This is a genomic window from Franconibacter pulveris, assembly GCF_056780215.1.
The window spans coordinates 3,547,743-3,566,740 of sequence record NZ_CM165555.1 but is presented as its reverse complement, the minus strand read 5'-3'; the positions used below and the strand labels follow the sequence as shown (position 1 = coordinate 3,566,740).

Sequence of the window (18,998 nt, the reverse complement as noted above, 5' to 3'; positions counted from 1 at the left end):
GACGCCTCCGTCTCGGCTAGCATCAGGTCATTATCCTTGCTGGAGAAAGTGCTGTTGAAACGCTGGCCTGTTTTTCCCCGCTCGCTGCGCCAACTGGTCATTATGGCTTTTGTACTGGTGCTGGTTCCGCTCTTGATCCTCGCCTGGCAGGCCTGGCAAAGCCTTAATGCGCTAAGCGCTCAGGCGGCGCTGGTTAACCGCTCTACGCTCATCGACGCCCGGCGCAGCGAGGCGATGACCAATGCCGCGCTGGAGATGGAACGCAGCTACCGCCAGTACTGCGTGTTAGACGACAACACGCTGGCGCGGGTTTATCAGGACCAGCGTCGACGCTATGTACAAATGCTGAATGTGCAGGCGGCCGCTATTCCCGCTGACAACCTTTACGCTTCATTACGTGAAAGCCTCAATGGGCTGACGCAGCTGCATTGCATCAACAGCGGGCCGGATGAGCAGGCCGCCGCGCGCCTGAAGGCGTTTGCCGAAGCCAATACCTCGATGGTGCAAATCACCCGCAGCACCATCTTTTCTCGTGGGCAGCAACTGCAGCGCGTCATCGCCGAGCGCGGGCAATTCTTCGGCTGGCTGGCGCTGGGCCTGTTTCTGGTCAGCCTTGTGCTGGTGGTGCTTTTCACCCGCATGATTATCGGGCCGGTGAAGAGCATTGAACGCATGATTAACCGGCTGGGGGAGGGGCGCACGCCGGGCAGCGCCGGGTTGTTTAAAGGCCCTCGCGAGTTGCGTTCCGTAGGGCAGCGTATCGTCTGGTTGAGCGAGCGCCTCGCCTGGCTTGAATCCCAGCGGCATCAATTTTTACGTCACATCTCCCATGAGCTAAAAACGCCGCTTGCCAGCATGCGCGAAGGCACAGAATTGCTGGCCGATCAGGTGGTTGGGCCGCTGACAGCGGAGCAAAAAGAGGTGGTGGCTATTCTTGATAACAGCAGCCGCAATCTGCAAACCCTTATCGAGCAGTTGCTCGACTACAACCGCAAGCTGGCAACCGGCGCGGTGGAGCTTGAAAAAGTGGAGCTGGCGCCGCTTATTGAAATGGTGATTACCGCTCACAGTTTGCCGGCGCGCGCTAAAATGATGCATACCGGGGTAAATCTGGAAGCGACCGAATGTCTGGCGGAACCCACCTTGCTGATGAGCGTGCTCGACAATCTCTATTCCAACGCGGTGTACTATGGCAGTGAATCCGGTAACATTTACCTACGTAGCCGTCAGGTTGGGCAAAAAATACGCATAGAAGTCGCCAATAGCGGCGTGCCGATCCCACAAGCGGAGCGGGAGCTGATTTTCGAGCCTTTTTATCAGGGAAGCCACCAACGAAAAGGGGCGGTAAAAGGCAGTGGCCTGGGACTGAGTATTGCCCGGGATGGTATTCGCCGAATGCATGGCGAGCTTCGTCTGGTGGACGATAACAACGCGGACGTGTGTTTTCGTATTGAATTGCCTGTCTTTGACCCGGAAAGCTTAAAACAATGACTTTATTTTCGGTTAGCTCATGGCGTCGCCTGCGCGCGCGCCCGTTACAGCGCGGTTTTTTCCGCACTCTGGCCTCTTTTGCGCTCGCTCCTCTTTTACTGGTCGGGTGCGCAGAGGGGCCGGTTCACAGCAATATTCATGAAAATCAACAGGCTGCTTTGCCAGAACAGCAATTACCGGATTTTTTCGCTACCGACTGCGCCGATATCTGGCGGCTGGAAGGCCCTCATATCGAGGCGAACCCGCTTTACTGGCTGCGCGGCATGGAGTGCGCGCAGCGGCTCGGACCTGCGGAAGCCCGCGCCGAAGCCCGCGCCTGGCCGGACGATACCTGGCAGGCGACGTTCAAGCGCGGCATCCTGCTGGCGAACGCCAAAATTACCCCTATGGAGCGCCGCGACTATTTTGCTCGCCTTGATGACATGGCCGCGCAGATCCCCGCGCACGTACGCCCGCTTTTTCAGATCTGGCGCGACGGGCAAGCCGCGCAGCTGCAGCTTGCCAGCGAGCGCGGCCGCTACAGCAAGCTCCAGCAATCTACCGATCTTGAACTTGATACGCTGCGCGAGCAGCAACAGCGCCTGCGCTCGCAGCTAAACCTGACGACCCGCAAGCTGGAGAACCTGACGGATATTGAACGTCAGCTCTCCACGCGCAAAGGCGCGGGCGGTTATCTGCAGGAGCCGGAGCATCCCGCCGATGGCGCAAAATCTCAGGAAGGGAGCGCCGCTGATAAAGAAAGCGCGCCCGCGAAGGAGGAGGCGAAACCATGACATCACATAAATCCGCCCGGCTGTTGTTGGTGGACGACGACCCGGGGCTGCTGAAGCTGCTGGGCCTGCGGCTAACCAGCGAAGGGTTTTCCGTCTCAACGGCGGAAAGCGGCCAGGAGGGGCTGCGCCTGCTGGTGCGCGAGAAAATCGACCTGGTAATAAGCGACCTGCGCATGGATGAGATGGACGGCATGCAGCTGTTCGCCGAGATCCAGAAAATCCAGCCGGGCATGCCGGTCATCATCCTGACCGCCCACGGTTCGATTCCCGATGCGGTCGCCGCCACGCAGCGCGGCGTTTTCAGTTTTCTCACCAAACCGGTGGATAAAGACGCGCTCTATAAAGCGATAGACGACGCGCTCGCCCATACGGTGATTGCCGGTGACGACCCGTGGAGCGAGACCATCGTCACCCGCAGCCCGGTTATGCTGCGCCTGCTTGAACAGGCGCGCATGGTAGCGCAGTCTGACGTGAGTATTCTCATTAACGGACAGAGCGGCACCGGCAAAGAGGTACTGGCGCAGGCTATCCATAGCGCCAGCAGCCGGGGTAAAAACGCCTTTATCGCCATTAACTGCGGCGCGCTGCCGGAACAGTTGCTGGAGTCTGAACTGTTTGGCCATGCGCGCGGCGCCTTTACCGGCGCGGTCAGCAGCCGGGAAGGGCTGTTTCAGGCGGCGGAGGGGGGCACGCTGTTTCTTGACGAGATTGGCGATATGCCTATCCCTTTGCAGGTAAAACTGCTGCGCGTGTTGCAGGAGCGCAAGGTCCGCCCGCTTGGCAGCAACCGGGATATCGACATCGACGTGCGTATTATTTCCGCAACCCACCGCGATTTGCCAAAAGCGATGGCGCGCGGCGAATTCCGTGAAGATCTCTTTTATCGACTGAATGTGGTAACGCTCAAAATCCCGACGCTGCAGGAGCGCGCCGAGGATATTCCCCTGCTGGCGAACCATCTGTTGCGCCAGGCGGCGGACAGGCATAAACCCTTCGTGCGCAGCTTTTCTACCGATGCCATGAAGCGTCTGATGGCGGCAGGCTGGCCCGGCAACGTGCGCCAGCTGGTGAACGTGATTGAGCAGTGCGTGGCGCTCACCTCGGCGCCGGTCATCAGCGAGGCGCTGGTGGAGCAGGCGCTGGAAGGGGAAAACACAGTGCTGCCGACCTTTGTGGAGGCGCGCAACCAGTTTGAACTTAACTACCTGCGCAAGCTGCTGCAAATTACCCGAGGTAATGTTACCCATGCGGCGCGAATGGCCGGACGCAACCGCACCGAGTTCTATAAACTGCTCTCTCGTCATGAACTCGACGCTAATGATTTCAAAGAGTAGTTTTCATGCGCCAAAAGGCGCCAGATTGTGGTAATTTGAGCCACCGATTACGCAGTTGAGCCGCGCCGGGCAGGCGTGAAAGAGTTAAGGATCCACCATGAAAAAGATTGATGCGATTATTAAACCCTTCAAACTGGATGATGTGCGTGAAGCGCTGGCGGAAGTAGGCATTACCGGGATGACGGTGACCGAGGTGAAAGGGTTTGGTCGCCAGAAAGGTCACACCGAGCTTTACCGCGGCGCTGAGTATATGGTCGATTTTCTGCCGAAAGTGAAAATTGAGATTGTGGTGACCGACGATATTGTCGATACCTGCGTGGATACCATTATTCGCACCGCCCAGACCGGTAAAATCGGCGACGGCAAAATTTTCGTTTTCGATGTGGCGCGCGTGGTGCGCATCCGCACCGGCGAAGAAGACGACGCGGCTATCTAACGGCGCGTTGCTTCAACAAAAAGGCAGGTCGTTGGACCTGCCTTTTTTATGGGCGCGAGAGAGCGGGATTCACCCCCCGCGCATTTCCGCCACGCTCAACGGCGGGTAAGCGAAACGCTACCCGCCGCATTGCGTTAAAGCACCTTATGCGGCCCAAAACACTCGTAGTGAATGCGCTCGCTGCTTACGCCCAGCGCCACCAGCTGCTGCGCGGCGAATTGCATAAACGCCACCGGGCCGCAAAGGTAAAACTGCATTTCTGGCGCGCTGAAATGCCCTTCGTGCAGACCAAGCTCCATCAGCCCTTCGCTCTGAAAGCGCGCCGCCTCGCGGTCTGCCTCAGAAGGCGAACGGTACCAGATATGGCGGGTAAATCGTGGCAGTTCGGCGCCAAGCCGCGCCACTTCGTCGGCGAACGCATGCACATCACCCTGTTCCGCTGCGTGGAACCAGTTTACCTGCGCCGGGTGTTTTGCCTGGGAAAGGGTATCAAGCATCGCCAGCATCGGCGTCTGGCCTACGCCTGCGGAAATCAACGTGACCGGGGTGGTCGGCGCAACCTGCATAGAGAAATCGCCTGCTGGCGCGGCAAGCTGCACTACATCGCCCACTTTCGCTGCGTTATGCAACCAGTTAGAAACCTGACCTTCGCCCTCGCGCTTGACCGCAATGCGGTAAGTTTTGCCATTTGGCTTGCGTGTGAGCGAGTACTGGCGAATCTCCTGATGCATGAACCCCTCGGGTTTGATCCACACCCCTACATACTGGCCCGGCAGATAATCCGCCACCAGCTGGCCGTCCACCGGTTCAAATTCAAAACTTGTGATAATGGCGCTTTGCGGTTTTCTCTCTACGATGCGAAACGCGCGGGTGCCTTCCCAGCCGCCGGTTTTCGCCGCGTTGTCCTGATAAATCTGCGCTTCGCGGTTGATAAACACCTGGGCTAACACACCGTACGCTTTGCCCCAGGCGTCCAGCACTTCCTGGCCCGGGCTGAACATCTCATCCAGCGTGGCGAGCAGATGACCGCCGACAATATTGTACTGTTCAGGTTTAATCTGAAAGCTGGTGTGCTTCTGGGCGATTTTTTCCACCGCCGGCAGCAGCGCCGCGAGGTTTTCAATGTGAGTAGCGTAAGCGCAGATGGCGTTGAACAGCGCTTCGCGCTGGTCGCCGTTGCGCTGGTTGCTCATGTTGAAAATCTCTTTTAATTCCGGGTTATAGGTAAACATCCGGTCGTAAAAGTGGGCGGTGAGTTTCGGGCCGGTAGCGGCGAGCAGGGGGATAGTGGATTTCACAACGGCGATGGTTTGTGCATCAAGCATGGCAGCTTCCTTAACAAAGAGAAACATCTATAAGTTGTATTTTAAATACATCTTATAAAAGGTCTCCCTGTCTTGTAAAGGGTTTTTCCCGTGACAGGCGAAACGGGGCGGGAAGATGAGAAATCTGCATCACAAAGCTGAAAAGAAATCGTGATTCACTGGCTTGACTAAAGCGCGGCAGGGCCTTGTCCCGCGCCAAGCCAAACGTTTGCGTAAAAATCTTTGTCAATACCGGTCAGGCGGTTTACACTGTTGCGCGTTGCCTGCAAGGGCCCTTCAAAATGCAGTAAATTTACCGTTAGCTGAGTCAGGAGATGCGGATGTTAAAGCGTGAAATGAACATTGCCGATTATGATGCCGAACTTTGGCAGGCGATGGAGCAAGAGAAAGTACGTCAGGAAGAGCACATTGAACTGATCGCCTCCGAAAACTACACCAGCCCGCGCGTAATGCAGGCTCAGGGCTCTCAGCTGACCAACAAATATGCCGAAGGCTATCCGGGCAAGCGCTACTACGGCGGCTGCGAATATGTCGACATCGTTGAGCAGCTGGCTATCGACCGCGCGAAAGAACTCTTTGGCGCAGACTACGCCAACGTCCAGCCGCACTCCGGCTCGCAGGCGAACTTCGCGGTATACACCGCGCTGCTGCAACCGGGCGATACCGTGCTGGGTATGAACCTGGCGCAGGGCGGCCACCTGACGCACGGCTCTCCGGTTAACTTCTCCGGCAAGCTCTACAACATCATTCCTTACGGTATCGATGAGTCCGGTAAAATCGACTACGAAGACATGGCGAAGCAGGCTAAAGAGCACAAGCCGAAGATGATCATCGGTGGCTTCTCCGCTTACTCCGGTATCGTTGACTGGGCGAAAATGCGTGAAATCGCCGACAGCATCGGCGCTTACCTGTTCGTTGACATGGCGCACGTGGCGGGCCTCATTGCCGCAGGCGTATACCCGAACCCGGTTCCGCATGCTCACGTTGTGACCACTACCACACACAAAACGCTGGCGGGCCCGCGCGGCGGTCTGATCCTCGCCAAAGGCGGCAGCGAAGAGCTGTACAAAAAACTGAACTCTGCGGTGTTCCCGAGCGCGCAGGGCGGCCCGCTGATGCACGTTATCGCGGCGAAAGCGGTGGCGCTGAAAGAAGCGATGGAGCCGGAGTTCAAAACCTACCAGCAGCAGGTTGCGAAAAACGCCAAAGCGATGGTGGAAGTGTTCCTGAACCGTGGCTACAAAGTGGTGTCTGGCGGTACTGAAAACCACCTGTTCCTGCTGGATCTGGTTGATAAGAACCTGACCGGTAAAGAGGCGGACGCCGCCCTCGGCCGCGCCAACATCACCGTTAACAAAAACAGCGTGCCGAACGATCCGAAGAGCCCGTTTGTGACTTCCGGTATCCGTATCGGTTCTCCGGCGGTAACCCGTCGCGGCTTCAAAGAAGCGGAAGTGCAGGAGCTGGCTGGCTGGATGTGCGACGTGCTGGACAATATCAACGACGAAGCGCTGATTGAACGCATCAAGCAGAAAGTGCTGGATATCTGCGCGCGCTTCCCGGTTTACGCATAAGCGTTATTGCAAAACAGAGGCCGCCTTGTGCGGCCTTTTTTATTGGTCTGGAGGCGATATGCGGATACAGGCGTTTGCTGAACTCACCGGCCTTACGGCGTATACGCTGCGCTACTATGAAAAGCTGGGATTGCTGGTTCCGGGGCGCAACGCGGCGGGCCACCGCGACTATCGCCAGAGCGATATCGACTGGGCGGCGTTTATCCGACGGCTCAAAGCGACGGATATGCCGCTTGAGGAGATCCTGCGCTATGCCGCGTTGCGAAGCCTGGGCGAGAGTACCGCCGCCGAGCGTCGCGCCTTGCTGGCGGAGCATGCCGAAAGGCTGGAGCGGCGACTGGCTGAGCAGGTCATTCATCTGGAACGGCTGAAGGAAAAGATGGCCTGGTATGACCGGGAGCTTGTAAAAAACCGCGCTTGACCTGGAGTTTACTCGAAGGTTTACCGTTGTTCTCATCAACACCATGAGGAGAACAACATGACTGCATCACGTTATGAAACGGGCCTGGCGCGCCTGACGGAAATCGACGGCGCCGCAGGAGAAAAGGTCATTGCCGCGCTGGCCGACATCGCGCCGGATCTGGGCCGTTACGTTATTGAATACGGCTTTGGCGATGTTTACAGCCGCCCGGGGCTGGATCTAAAAAGCCGGGAGCTTGCCACCGTCGCCGCGCTTACCGCACTTGGCCACGCGCAGCCGCAGCTGGCGGTGCATCTTCACGCCGCGCTCAACGTGGGCTGCACGCGGGAAGAATTGATTGAGGTTATCATCCAGATGTCGCTTTACGCCGGGTTTCCAGCGGCGCTAAATGCGATGTTTACCGCAAAAGCGGTTTTTCAGGAACATGACCAGACCAGAAGTCAGACCACAATTCGATAACAAATCGTTACAAGTTCCCGTCTCCCTGCCGATAACCGGGTGGAAGGCCTTCGGGCCACACTCCTTTCAGGCAGGGAATTGATTATGGGTTTGCTCAAAAATTTTTCGATACGTTCAGTCATGCTCGCCGTGCTGGGATTGTTCTGCCTGCTATGGCTGGGCGTCGGTCTCTACAGCGCCTACTCGCTTTCGCAACTTGGCAAGGGTAACGAGGTAGACCGTGAACTGGTGACGCAGATGAGCGTGCTCAGCAAAGGCAACGACCAGTATTTTCGCTTTGTCACGCGGCTTTCCCGCGTAATGGAAACCAAAGCCGCTGGCGGCTCGCCCGATGCCAGCGCTTTCGCCCCGGCGCAACAGGCGCTGGAGGGGATGACGAAGCAGCTTGAGACGTTTAAACGTCTCTCCCCCGGACCGATGGATGTCGCCGTCTCGCAGCAGACCATCAATAACTGGCAGAAACTGCTGGACGAAGGGGTAGCGCCGCAAATGAAGCTCGCGCGGGAAGGCACGCTTGAGCAGTATCGCGCGCAGGCCAATAACGTCACGCCAGCGTTGAGCCGGGCTTTCGGCGCGGCGGCGGAAAAGTTCACCGCCACGGCCAGCGCCAGGCTTGACGAGGCGCGCGTGCGGGTGGATTCACTCACTCAGATGACGAAAGCCATTATTATCGTCGCGGTGATTATCGGCCTGCTGTTGCTGCTGCTGACCGACCGCTATCTGGTTGTCATGCTGGTGAAGCCGCTCGATCGCATTCGCCATCATTTCCGTCTGATTGCCGAAGGCGATCTCAGCCAGCCGGTGCAGGATATGGGCCGCAACTGCATAGGCAAGCTTGTGCCGCTGTTAACGGCGATGCAGGACAGCCTGCGCGAGGCGGTAAGCGCCATTCGCAGCGGCAGCGAGAATATCTGGCGCGGCGCGGCGGAGATTTCAGCGGGCAATAACGATCTCTCTTCGCGTACTGAAGAGCAGGCCTCGGCGCTTGAAGAGACAGCCGCCAGCATGGAACAGCTCACCGCTACGGTAAAACTCAACGCCGATAACGCTCGCCAGGCAAGCGATCTTGCACAGACCGCCTCGACCACCGCCAGCAAAGGCGGCACGCTGGTCGGGAGCGTAGTGAGCACCATGGAAGGCATTTCCGGCAGCTCGAAGAAAATTGCGGATATCACCAGCGTCATCAACAGCATCGCTTTTCAGACCAACATTCTGGCGCTGAACGCGGCGGTGGAAGCGGCGCGCGCGGGCGAGCAGGGTCGGGGCTTCGCTGTCGTGGCGGGCGAAGTGCGTAATCTCGCCAGCCGCAGCGCCGGAGCGGCGAAAGAGATTGAAACGCTGATTGCCGATTCCGTCGGCCGCGTGGAAGAGGGTTCTCGTCTGGTGAATGAAGCGGGCGCGACGATGACGGAGATCCTGAACGCGGTGAACAATGTCAGCACCATCATGAAGCAGATAGCCTCCGCCTCGGAAGAGCAGAGCAAAGGGATTTCGCAGGTCGGTACGGCCATCGCCCAGATGGATAGCGTAACGCAGCAGAACGCCTCGCTGGTGGAGCAGGTCTCCGCCGCCGCCGCCGCGCTGGAGCGACAGACGGACGAGCTGCAAAGCGCGGTGCGTAAGTTCCGCCTCTCATCTGGTGAGCAGAAAACCGCGCAAAGCGCGCCAACGCCCGCCGTTAAGCCAGCCCCCGTCGCGGCGACTGGCGTGAAGCGCGCCGACGACTGGGTCGCCTTCTGATAAAAACGCCCTGCTTAGCACAGGGCTTTTTTTATGCGAATGCAACGTGCAAGGTCAAAGAGGGCAGGTTAACCCGACGGTTACGTGGTAAGGTGCTGACACACAAACCCGTCCTTCTGCAAACAGGAGTTCGCATGAACGCAACAACGACACTGCACGGTGCGCCGCTGGAGTGGGGCCACGGCCCTCGCATATTTGAAGTCTTCCTTGAGCCAACCTGTCCTTTTTCAGTCAAAGCGTTTAACAAGCTCGAAGCGCTGCTTGACCACGTAGGTGAAGACAAGGTTACGGTGAAAATTCGCCTGCAGTCGCAGCCCTGGCACCTGTTTTCCGGCGTCATTGTGCGCTATATCCTCGCGGCCTCCACGCTGCCGGAGGGCAAAGCGGCAGCCTGGAAAGTGATGAAAGCGGTAGGCGATCATCGTGAAGAGTTTGAGTTTACCGACCACTGCCGCGGCCCGAATATGGACGCCACGCCACATCAAATTATGCAGCGCATTGAGCGCTACAGCGGCGTGAACGTAGATGAGCCTTTCGCTCGCGCCGAACTGCAGCAGCTGATTAAATGGCACTGCAAATACGCCCGCCAGAACGGCATCCATGTGTCGCCCACTTTTATGGTCAACGGCCTGGTGCAGCCTGATTTAGGCAGCGGCGATGATATCAGCGTCTGGGCTGAGCGCATCCTGGCCTGAGAAAAATCATTCACGCCTGGCTTTATCCAGAATGAAAGCCATGCCGGAAGGAGGTTTCCTCCTTCCGCTCTGTTCAGGGATATTCTCTGCGCGTATGCAGCACGCGCAAAATTTCTGTATGCAACTCCGATTCTCTGCAAATCAACACGTAATGTGGATGAACTACCGCTTCGCCGGTGCCGGGCACTCTACCGGAGCGATAAAGTGAAGGATGAGAGGGCAGGCTATCGGCAACCCGCATCATCTGTTCCAGCAATTTTCAGCTTGCTACGGGGTTCTGTTGCTCGATGTAATCAAGGATATTGGCCAAATCGTTTAGCGCCTGTTCTTTCCATGTAACCCGCCGCACTTTATTTCCTTAATTCAGCTTTCCTTAACTGACGCTTTTCCTTAAGCATTGCTTCCAGCTTCGCCATAGCTTCCTCATGTGGAATACCTGGCCGCGCGTCATTCAGGGCTTCCTGGACTTTCTCCGTAAACCAGTGGTCATAGCTTTCCGCTTGTTCCCGGGTGTCAAATGCACAGGCCCGTGATGATAATTTCGTAACCATTTACATACCTCCCTGTTGCTGGATTTTTAGCCAGTATAGCGGCGAGAGTCAGCCGGGCCAATCAATCCGCGAAGAAAAGGTAAATTATCCGCAGGGCTTAAGAAATACGCCTGAATTCATTATGCGAGTTAAATTCCAGATTAATTCGCACTGTCTAATAATAACTGGAGAAGTTTCTCGTTAACTATTCACTTTCCTGTAAATGAGTCTCTCCCGCTAAGCGTTCCGCTCACCTTATTTCTGTTAATGTTAAAGCAATGTTACGTCTTGCGTGGCAGCCGATAACCCGCCAGACTATCGCCTCCGCAACGGGAGGGACTCATGGTTTTGCATTCGACGCGCTGGCTTGCGCTTAGCTATTTCACTTACTTCTTCAGTTACGGCATCTTTTTGCCCTTCTGGAGCCTGTGGCTGAAAGGGGTAGGGCTGCCCCCCGAAACCATCGGTCTGCTGCTTGGCTCAGGGTTAATCGCCCGTTTTCTTGGCAGCCTGCTGCTCGCGCCGCGGGTGAAAGACCCCGCCCGGCTGGTCTTCGCCCTGCGAGTGCTGGCGATGCTGACGTTGCTTTTCGCGGTCGGCTTCTGGCTGGGCCATGCCACCGCCTGGCTACTGCTGGTGATGGTCGGCTTCAACCTCTTTTTCTCGCCGCTGGTGCCGCTGACCGACGCGCTCGCCGGCACCTGGCAGCGCCAGATAACCATGGACTATGGCCGTGTCCGTCTGTGGGGCTCGCTGGCGTTCGTTATCGGCTCGGCGCTGACCGGCAAGCTGGTCAGCCTGTTTGACGCGCAGGCTATCCTGGCGCTGTTGACTATCGGCATCGCGTCCATGCTTATCGGCATGCTGTTGCGCCCTTCGGTCATGCCGCAAGGGGAAACCCGCGTGCAGGAAGCAGCGGGCTGGCAGGCCTGGCGCAGGCTGATTGGCGAAAGCTGGCGTTTTCTCGCCTGCGTGTCGCTGTTGCAGGGGGCGCACGCCGCCTATTACGGCTTCAGCGCCATTTACTGGCAGGGCGCGGGCTATTCCGCTTCTGTGGTGGGCTACCTCTGGTCGCTTGGCGTGGTGGCGGAGATTGTCATCTTCGCGCTGAGTAAAAAGCTATTCCGCCGTTTGAGCGCCCGCGACCTGCTGCTTATCTCCGGCGTGCTGGGCATTATCCGCTGGTCGCTGATGGGCTGGACCACCGCGCTGCCGTGGCTTATCGTCGCGCAAATTCTGCACTGCGGCAGCTTTACGATTTGCCACCTTGCGGCGATGCGCTATATCTCAGCGCGCCAGGGCGGCGAGGTTATTCGCCTGCAGGCGGTGTACTCCGCCGTGGCGATGGGCGGCGGTATCGCAGTGATGACCATGTTCGCAGGCTTCCTCTACCAGCATTTACAGGGCGGGGTATTCTGGGTGATGGCGCTGGTGGCGCTGCCGGCTCTCGTTCTGCGCCCGAAAGTGGCAGCGCGCGCTTAGTGTTCTAAAAGTTCGCGGATACGCTGCCGCTGATGGTCGCCGAGCGGCATTTCAGCGGCGTGGATCAGCGGCGGCGAGAAAAGCGGCAGCGAAGTGGTGTAAGGCGTGACGATAAGCGCGACCTCTTTAGGCGCGCCCTCCTGCTGGAAGGCATGGAGAGTCAGCCTTTTTATATTGAGCGGCAGCAGGGTAAGTTCGCGCAGCTGTTGCTCAAGCTCCATCTCCAGCGCCTCGTTATTGCCGGTCAGCAGCAATACCTGCTTCTCCTGCAGATCGCTCTCCTGCATCAGCCAGGCGCCGAAAATCACCGCCACCAACCCGACCTCTTCATCTGAAAACGTCACGCCATATTCTTCTTCAAACGTCGAAAACGCATTGCGCGTGGTGCGCATCAGGCGCGGATAAAGCCGGGTTATCTCTTCAGGCAACGTATTATCGATGCCGATACCGAACAGACTGCGGTCGAGCGCCTGGCAAAGATGCACGTAAAGCTGGTCCGCCAGACCTTGTTCGTCGCTGAACGCCATGCCGGAAAGTTCGCGAAAACGGGCTATCATGCCCGTAATCGCCTCGCGCAGCCGCAAATCCTGCGGGTGGCAGTCGCGCAGCGGATCGGGCGTGCGCAGCATCATAAACAGCAGCGCCAGGAAACAGTGCTCATTAATGTGCGGCGCCTGCGCCACGCGGCGCTGCCAGTGGCGCACGATCTCCTGCGCCGCCAGATATTCGGCGCGCATGCGCGTCCACATTAACTGCGGCTCCGAGAACGCCGGCGTTTGCCCGTAATGGTGCTGAACCAGGCAATATTGCAGATAAAGGCGCAGGAATTCGTGGTCGCGCGTTTCAAACTGGCGATTCAGCCTGCGGGCGCAAAGGTTGACGAGCGCATGTAAATTCGTATCGTCATACAGCGCCTTAGCAATGCCGTGCTGTCTGAGCTCGCTTTTCAGCGCAGGGGTAAAGTTGTGCTGAACAAAGTCCGGGCACAGACGAAGCGCCCGGCGCAGCCAGTGCAGCAGACAGAGCCTGCGATCTAACGCGGTGCCTTCTATCCGGTAGCTGCCGTCTTGCTGGGTGATGATGTTAAGCCGGTGGTAACGCTGGATTTCGTCGCTGGTTTCGGCAATATCCTGGCGGGCGATGGCGCCATCCACACCGTTGACGCGGCCGACGATTTCGGGCGTCACGGTTTGTCCCGGCAGGTAAAGCATCAATAATACCTGGCAGCGGCGCTGCGGACTGGAAAGCACAGATGGTGGTGGGGCGAGAAGAGTCATCATCCGTTTAGTCCAGTGGGTCATTTTACTGCTAAGGATAGCCAAAGGATTTTTCGCTGTTATGGACAGCGGAAAGTTTCATCGCGGAATTCTGGCTGGCTCACAGAATTTTTCGCCAGAGGGGATCATGAACAAAATATTACACCGCTTATTCATAACGACGCCTTTACTGGTCATACTTTCGGCTGAGCCAGCCCAGGCGCACCCGCACAGCTTTATCTCTATGAAAACGCAAATTATCGCCGGGCAGGGCCAGATTACTGCGCTGCAAATGCGCTGGATGATGGATGAAATCACTTCAGCAGACTTATTGTATGACGCCGGAGAAGCGAAACCGGACTCGCCGGTCTGGAAACGGCTGGCGGCGGAGGTGATGGCGAACGTGCTGACGCAACATTATTTCACGGAATTCTGGCATAACGGTGAGAAAGTAAAATTCGCCGCCCGGCCTTCCGCTTACAGTCTTGCCCGCGTCGGCCACCAGGCGGTGCTCGAATTTACCCTGCCGCTGGCGCGTCCTCAGCCGCTTGCCGGGCAGCGCTACCTGTTCTCAACTTTCGATCCCAGCTATTTTGTCGACATGAGTTATGAAAACGATAACGAGGTGCTTTTGCCGGATGAACTGAAGGGCGCCTGCAAGGTCGCCGTGAAAACGCCGAAGCCGGACGCCGCGGTGCAGGCTTTCGCGCTGTCGCTCGATAAAGCGGACGCCCCGCCGGAAGAGATGGCGCTCGGCAAGCAGTTCGCCCAGCAGGTGACGCTGCAATGTCAGTGATGGCGACCTCTGGAAAAAACCGCCGCTGGGCGCACCTCTGGCCGCTGGCGCTTTTTCTTCTGCTGGTGCTGGCGGGCGGCTTCTGGCTATGGCGGGCGTGGCCGCAGGTAATGATGGAAAGCGCCCTCTGGCAGCGCAGCGTAAACCGCGAGCTGAGCAGGCTGTTGCAGCAGGTGGCGCAAAACCCGTCGCGGGCGGGCGTTTCGCTGCTGGCTTTCAGTTTTCTTTACGGCGTGCTGCATGCGCTGGGGCCGGGGCATGGCAAAATCGTTATCGCCACCTGGCTTGCCACTCATCCGTCGCGCCTGAAACGCAGCCTCGCTTTAACCCTCGCCTCGTCGCTTTTACAGGGGCTGGTGGCGATAGGGCTGGTCGTCGTGGTGCTGACGCTTCTCGCGCTCCCGGCGCGACAGCTTCATCTGAGCAGCTACTGGCTGGAGAAGGGGAGCTATCTGCTGGTAGGAGGGCTGGGCGCGATGCTCTGCTGGCGAGCGGTTAAGCGGCTACGCGGGCTGCTGCGTAAGCCGACGTTCAACGCTTTCACGCCCCATCATGCGCACAGTGAGACCTGCGGTTGCGGGCATCAGCACCTTCCTTCGCCAAACCAGCTGGAGCGCGCCGATGACTGGCGCGCAAGGTTGATGGTCGTGCTCTCGATGGGCATGCGTCCCTGTTCCGGCGCGATTATGGTGCTGCTGTTCAGCAAGGTGATCGGCGTGTTTGGCTGGGGGGTAGCGGCGGCGCTGGCGATGGCGGCGGGCACGTCGCTGACTGTCTCGGCTATCGCGCTGTTTGTGCATAGCTTCCGCCAGCTTGCGGTGCGGCTTGGCGGCGGCACGCCGCCGCTGTGGCGTCAGACCGGATGGGCGACGCTTGCGCTGGCGGGCGGCGTGGCGCTGGTGTTCGCCGCGCTGGTGATGTGGATGGGCGCGCAACCGCCAGGGCAGGGGCTGCGGCCGTTTTAACGGTTTCCCCGCCGTTTTTCAGGCAACAAAAAAGGCAGGCCGCTTTCGCGGGCCTGCCTTTTCGTTTAAGCGGAAAAACCGCCTGAATGGAATTAACGCTTCAGCGCTTCGCTCAGCTCTTCGCGCATGCCCGCCAGCAGCGCTTTCACTACGCGCGGGTTGCCTGCAACGATGTTGCCGGAGCTCATGTAGTTGTGGCCGCCGGTGAAATCGCACACCAGGCCGCCCGCTTCACGCACCAGCAGTTCGCCGGCTGCGAAATCCCACGGCTTCAGGCCGATTTCGAAATAACCATCCACGCGCCCGGCAGCAACGTAAGCCAGGTCCAGCGCAGCGGAACCGGTGCGGCGGAAATCGGCGCACTGGGTAAAGAGTTTGGTGACGATGTTCATATAAGCCGGCGCATGCTGCTTGGCTTTGAACGGGAAGCCGGTCGCCAGAATGGTGCCGTCGAGGTCGCGCGCGCTGCCGCCGCGCAGACGGTAGCCGTTGAGCTGGGCGCCTTGGCCGCGTACCGCGGTGAAAAGTTCGTTGCGCATCGGGTCGTAAACCACGGCGACTTCGGTGCGGCCTTTAATGCGCACAGCGATGGAGACCGCGAAATGCGGCAGACGCTTAACGAAGTTGGTAGTGCCATCCAGCGGATCGATAACCCATTGAATATCCTGCTCGGTGCCAGCGTGTTCACCGCTTTCTTCGGTGATGATGGTGTGTTGCGGATAGGACTGGCGAATGGTGTCGATAATTACGCGTTCTGCGCCTTTATCGATGTTGGTAACGAAATCGTTGCTGCCTTTTTGGCTGGTTTCTACGGCGTCCGGGGTTTCGTAGTTTTTGGCGATAAAGTTTCCGGCCTTGCGCGCAGCACGCACGGCGATGTTGAGCATCGGATGCATCAGGTTTCTCTCACTGGATGTTAAAGAACGGGAAAACGGCGCGGAGTATAGCAGAGGGTTCGGATTATGTCTCAGGTTTATGATAGGATGTCCCAATATTCTTTATTCGTACAGAATCGCTATGCTGGAAAATATTCGTATCGTGCTGGTGGAGACCTCTCATACCGGCAACATGGGCTCGGTCGCCCGCGCCATGAAAACCATGGGCCTGACCAACCTCTGGCTGGTTAACCCGCTGGTGAAGCCAGACTCCCAGGCCATCGCGCTCGCCGCAGGCGCCAGCGACGTCATCGGCAACGCAACGATTGTGGACACGCTTGATGAAGCGCTTTCCGGCTGTAGTCTGGTGGTTGGCACCAGCGCGCGCTCCCGCACGCTCCCCTGGCCGATGCTCGACCCGCGCGAATGCGGCCTTAAAAGCATTTCAGAAAGCCAGCACGCGCCGGTGGCGCTGGTGTTCGGCCGCGAGCGCGTGGGGCTGACCAACGAAGAGTTGCAGAAATGCCATTATCACGTCGCTATTGCCGCTAACCCGGAATACAGCTCGCTTAACCTCGCCATGGCGGTGCAGGTCATCGCTTATGAAGTGCGCATGGCCTGGCTTGCTACTCAAGAAAACGCGGCGGCGGAACACGAAGATACGCCATACCCGTTAGTTGACGATCTGGAGCGTTTTTACGGCCACCTGGAGCAAGTGCTGCTGAAAACCGGCTTTATTCGCGCTAACCACCCCGGCCAGGTGATGAACAAGTTGCGCCGCCTGTTTACCCGCGCACGCCCGGAAAGTCAGGAACTTAACATTCTGCGCGGCATTCTTGCCTCCATTGAAAACGGCGATAAAGCGAAGCCGGAATAGTTGAGTAAAATACCAGGGTAAATAGTTGACCAAATTACTCGGGAATGTCAGACTTGCGCCTTGCTATGCAACACCCATATGACAATAATCCCCCGCTTCGAGGGGCGTGTTTGAGGTTAAGTAAGACATGAGACTGACATCAAAAGGGCGCTATGCCGTGACCGCAATGCTGGACGTTGCACTTAACTCCGAAGCGGGCCCGGTTCCGTTGGCTGATATTTCCGAGCGTCAGGGTATCTCCCTGTCCTATCTGGAGCAGCTGTTTTCCCGTCTGCGCAAAAATGGTCTGGTGGCCAGCGTACGCGGTCCGGGTGGCGGTTATCTGCTGGGCAAAGACGCAAGCAGCATCGCCGTCGGCGAAGTGATTAGCGCCGTTGACGAATCTGTCGACGCAACCCGTTGTCAGGGCAAAGGCGGCTGCCAGGGCGGCGATAAGTGCCTGACCCACGCGCTGTGGCGCGACCTCAGCGACCGTCTGACCGGTTTTCTGAACAACATCACCTTAGGTGAACTGGTGAACAACCAGGAAGTGCTGGACGTTTCTGACCGTCAGCATAACGATGCCCATCGCCCGACCCGCGCTCAGGACGCCATCGACGTCAAACTGCGTGCGTAAGTAAGTTAAAAAAAACTACAGGTATTCAGAACCCGGCCGGGGTGTCCGAACACTCCGTCGGTATCGGCTTTTATCCAGCCAGCCGCCGGGTTTACGTATTGAGATGTACGGAGCATAAGAGCAATGAAATTACCGATTTACCTCGACTACTCCGCGACCACGCCGGTTGACCCGCGCGTCGCCGAGAAGATGATGCAGTTTTTGACGATGGACGGCACGTTCGGTAACCCGGCGTCCCGTTCTCACCGCTTTGGCTGGCAGGCGGAAGAGGCGGTTGATATCGCCCGTAACCACATTGCCGACCTGGTTGGCGCAGACCCGCGTGAGATTGTCTTCACCTCTGGCGCGACGGAATCTGACAACCTGGCTATCAAAGGCGCGGCCAATTTCTATCAGAAGAAAGGCAAGCACATCATCACCAGCAAGACCGAGCACAAAGCGGTGCTGGATACGTGCCGCCAGCTGGAGCGCGAAGGGTTTGAAGTGACCTACCTCGCCCCGCAGAGCAACGGCATTATCGATCTCAAAGAGCTCGAAGCGGCGATGCGTGACGACACCATTCTGGTCTCCATCATGCACGTGAACAACGAAATCGGCGTGGTGCAGGATATCGCCACCATCGGCGAAATGTGCCGCGCGCGCGGCATCATCTACCATGTGGACGCGACCCAGAGCGTGGGCAAACTGCCTATCGACCTGAGCCAGCTGAAAGTGGATCTGATGTCCTTCTCCGCTCACAAAATTTATGGCCCGAAAGGCATCGGCGCGCTCTACGTTCGTCGTAAGCCGCGCATTCGCATCGAAGCGCAGATGCACGGCGGCGGCCACGAGCGCGGCATGCGTTCCGGCACCCTGCCTGTTCACCAGATTGTCGGCATGGGCGAAGCTTACCGCATCGCCAAAGAAGAGCTGGACAGCGAGATGGCGCGCCTGCGCGGTCTGCGTAACCGTCTGTGGAACGGCATTAAAGATATCGAAGAAGTTTACCTGAACGGCGACCTCGAGCAGGGCGTACCGACCATTCTGAACGTGAGCTTTAACTACGTGGAAGGCGAGTCGCTGATCATGGCGCTGAAAGACCTGGCTGTCTCTTCCGGTTCCGCCTGTACGTCGGCGAGCCTGGAGCCGTCCTACGTGTTGCGCGCGCTGGGCATGAACGACGAGCTGGCCCATAGCTCTATCCGTTTCTCTTTAGGTCGTTTTACTACCGAAGAAGAAATTGATTACACCATCGAGCTGGTTCGTAAATCCATCGGCCGTCTGCGCGACCTTTCTCCGCTGTGGGAAATGTTCAAGCAGGGCGTGGACCTGAACAGCATCGAATGGGCGCATCATTAATCGGTATCCGACGGG

General features: G+C 58.0%; 20 protein-coding genes. 15 read left to right on the top strand and 5 right to left on the bottom strand.

Annotated features, from left to right (window positions below; translation table 11 throughout):
• The first annotated feature begins 54 nt into the window (after nucleotides 1-54).
• The 4 genes from ACU4F7_RS16830 to glnB all read left to right on the top strand — a co-directional run bounded on the left by ACU4F7_RS16830 (nucleotide 55) and on the right by glnB (nucleotide 4,034).
• On the top strand, nucleotides 55-1,491 hold the full coding sequence (locus ACU4F7_RS16830) for a sensor histidine kinase (RefSeq protein ID WP_481637393.1): 1,437 nt from the start codon (nucleotides 55-57) through the stop codon (nucleotides 1,489-1,491).
• Nucleotides 1,488-2,264, top strand: coding sequence for a two-component system QseEF-associated lipoprotein QseG (gene qseG, locus ACU4F7_RS16825; protein WP_481637392.1), 777 nt, complete (start codon nucleotides 1,488-1,490; stop codon nucleotides 2,262-2,264). The genes ACU4F7_RS16830 and qseG overlap by 4 nt, the downstream gene beginning before the upstream one ends.
• Entirely contained in the window at nucleotides 2,261-3,598 is a 1,338-nt protein-coding gene (glrR, locus tag ACU4F7_RS16820; RefSeq protein ID WP_024558769.1) for a two-component system response regulator GlrR, read from the top strand. Before qseG ends, glrR begins: the two co-directional genes overlap by 4 nt.
• 97 nt (nucleotides 3,599-3,695) lie before the next feature.
• Nucleotides 3,696-4,034, top strand: coding sequence for a nitrogen regulatory protein P-II (gene glnB / locus ACU4F7_RS16815; RefSeq protein ID WP_002438074.1), 339 nt, complete (start codon nucleotides 3,696-3,698; stop codon nucleotides 4,032-4,034).
• Between the two features lie 134 nt (nucleotides 4,035-4,168).
• Here the strand turns inward: glnB and hmpA are convergent, their stop codons facing one another.
• Nucleotides 4,169-5,359 (bottom strand): NO-inducible flavohemoprotein, encoded by a 1,191-nt coding sequence (gene hmpA, locus ACU4F7_RS16810; RefSeq protein WP_481637391.1) that lies wholly within the window; start codon nucleotides 5,357-5,359, stop codon nucleotides 4,169-4,171.
• Nucleotides 5,360-5,679: 320 nt separating this feature from the next.
• Here hmpA and glyA point away from each other — a divergent pair, with 320 nt between their 5' ends.
• From glyA to ACU4F7_RS16785, 5 genes are all read left to right on the top strand, one after another.
• Entirely contained in the window at nucleotides 5,680-6,933 is a 1,254-nt protein-coding gene (gene glyA, locus ACU4F7_RS16805) for a serine hydroxymethyltransferase (RefSeq protein ID WP_029593618.1), read from the top strand.
• Nucleotides 6,934-6,991: 58 nt separating this feature from the next.
• On the top strand, nucleotides 6,992-7,354 hold the full coding sequence (locus tag ACU4F7_RS16800) for a MerR family transcriptional regulator (RefSeq protein WP_481637390.1): 363 nt from the start codon (nucleotides 6,992-6,994) through the stop codon (nucleotides 7,352-7,354).
• A gap of 57 nt (nucleotides 7,355-7,411) precedes the next feature.
• Nucleotides 7,412-7,813, top strand: a complete 402-nt coding sequence (locus ACU4F7_RS16795; protein WP_029593616.1) for a carboxymuconolactone decarboxylase family protein — start codon at nucleotides 7,412-7,414, stop codon at nucleotides 7,811-7,813.
• An 84-nt stretch (nucleotides 7,814-7,897) separates the two neighbouring features.
• Nucleotides 7,898-9,553 carry a methyl-accepting chemotaxis protein gene (locus tag ACU4F7_RS16790; protein ID WP_481637389.1) on the top strand — a complete coding sequence of 552 codons (1,656 nt, stop codon included), beginning with the start codon at nucleotides 7,898-7,900 and terminating at the stop codon, nucleotides 9,551-9,553.
• 134 nt (nucleotides 9,554-9,687) lie between these two features.
• Complete coding sequence (locus ACU4F7_RS16785; RefSeq protein WP_029593615.1) at nucleotides 9,688-10,248, top strand: DsbA family protein; 561 nt, start codon at nucleotides 9,688-9,690, stop codon at nucleotides 10,246-10,248.
• 73 nt (nucleotides 10,249-10,321) lie between these two features.
• Here ACU4F7_RS16785 and ACU4F7_RS16780 read toward each other — a convergent pair whose 3' ends face one another.
• Both ACU4F7_RS16780 and relB read right to left on the bottom strand, forming a co-directional pair.
• On the bottom strand, nucleotides 10,322-10,492 hold the full coding sequence (locus ACU4F7_RS16780; protein WP_481638748.1) for a type II toxin-antitoxin system RelE/ParE family toxin: 171 nt from the start codon (nucleotides 10,490-10,492) through the stop codon (nucleotides 10,322-10,324).
• A gap of 106 nt (nucleotides 10,493-10,598) precedes the next feature.
• The gene (gene relB / locus ACU4F7_RS16775; protein ID WP_029593614.1) at nucleotides 10,599-10,799 is read right to left on the bottom strand and encodes a type II toxin-antitoxin system RelB family antitoxin; all 201 of its coding nucleotides are present in this window, start codon (nucleotides 10,797-10,799) and stop codon (nucleotides 10,599-10,601) included.
• A gap of 321 nt (nucleotides 10,800-11,120) precedes the next feature.
• Between relB and ACU4F7_RS16770 the strand changes: the two genes are divergently transcribed.
• Complete coding sequence (locus tag ACU4F7_RS16770) at nucleotides 11,121-12,260, top strand: 3-phenylpropionate MFS transporter (protein ID WP_029593613.1); 1,140 nt, start codon at nucleotides 11,121-11,123, stop codon at nucleotides 12,258-12,260.
• Here ACU4F7_RS16770 and csiE read toward each other — a convergent pair.
• Nucleotides 12,257-13,540, bottom strand: a complete 1,284-nt coding sequence (csiE, locus tag ACU4F7_RS16765) for a stationary phase inducible protein CsiE (RefSeq protein WP_481637388.1) — start codon at nucleotides 13,538-13,540, stop codon at nucleotides 12,257-12,259. The genes ACU4F7_RS16770 and csiE overlap by 4 nt on opposite strands.
• 124 nt (nucleotides 13,541-13,664) lie before the next feature.
• Here csiE and ACU4F7_RS16760 point away from each other — a divergent pair, with 124 nt between their 5' ends.
• Nucleotides 13,665-14,312, top strand: coding sequence for a DUF1007 family protein (locus ACU4F7_RS16760; RefSeq protein WP_481637387.1), 648 nt, complete (start codon nucleotides 13,665-13,667; stop codon nucleotides 14,310-14,312).
• On the top strand, nucleotides 14,303-15,277 hold the full coding sequence (locus ACU4F7_RS16755; RefSeq protein WP_481637386.1) for a nickel/cobalt transporter: 975 nt from the start codon (nucleotides 14,303-14,305) through the stop codon (nucleotides 15,275-15,277). The genes ACU4F7_RS16760 and ACU4F7_RS16755 overlap by 10 nt, the downstream gene beginning before the upstream one ends.
• 92 nt (nucleotides 15,278-15,369) lie before the next feature.
• Here ACU4F7_RS16755 and suhB read toward each other — a convergent pair whose 3' ends face one another.
• Nucleotides 15,370-16,173: an inositol-1-monophosphatase gene (suhB, locus tag ACU4F7_RS16750; RefSeq protein ID WP_024558758.1), complete on the bottom strand. Its 804-nt coding sequence runs from the start codon at nucleotides 16,171-16,173 to the stop codon at nucleotides 15,370-15,372.
• A gap of 121 nt (nucleotides 16,174-16,294) precedes the next feature.
• Between suhB and trmJ the strand changes: the two genes are divergently transcribed.
• The 3 genes from trmJ (at nucleotide 16,295) to iscS (ending at nucleotide 18,983) form a co-directional block, all read left to right on the top strand.
• Nucleotides 16,295-17,029, top strand: a complete 735-nt coding sequence (trmJ, locus tag ACU4F7_RS16745) for a tRNA (cytosine(32)/uridine(32)-2'-O)-methyltransferase TrmJ (RefSeq protein ID WP_481637385.1) — start codon at nucleotides 16,295-16,297, stop codon at nucleotides 17,027-17,029.
• Nucleotides 17,030-17,156: 127 nt separating this feature from the next.
• Nucleotides 17,157-17,645 (top strand): Fe-S cluster assembly transcriptional regulator IscR, encoded by a 489-nt coding sequence (iscR, locus tag ACU4F7_RS16740; RefSeq protein ID WP_024558756.1) that lies wholly within the window; start codon nucleotides 17,157-17,159, stop codon nucleotides 17,643-17,645.
• A gap of 123 nt (nucleotides 17,646-17,768) precedes the next feature.
• Complete coding sequence (iscS, locus tag ACU4F7_RS16735; protein WP_029593609.1) at nucleotides 17,769-18,983, top strand: cysteine desulfurase; 1,215 nt, start codon at nucleotides 17,769-17,771, stop codon at nucleotides 18,981-18,983.
• Nucleotides 18,984-18,998: the final 15 nt, after the last annotated feature.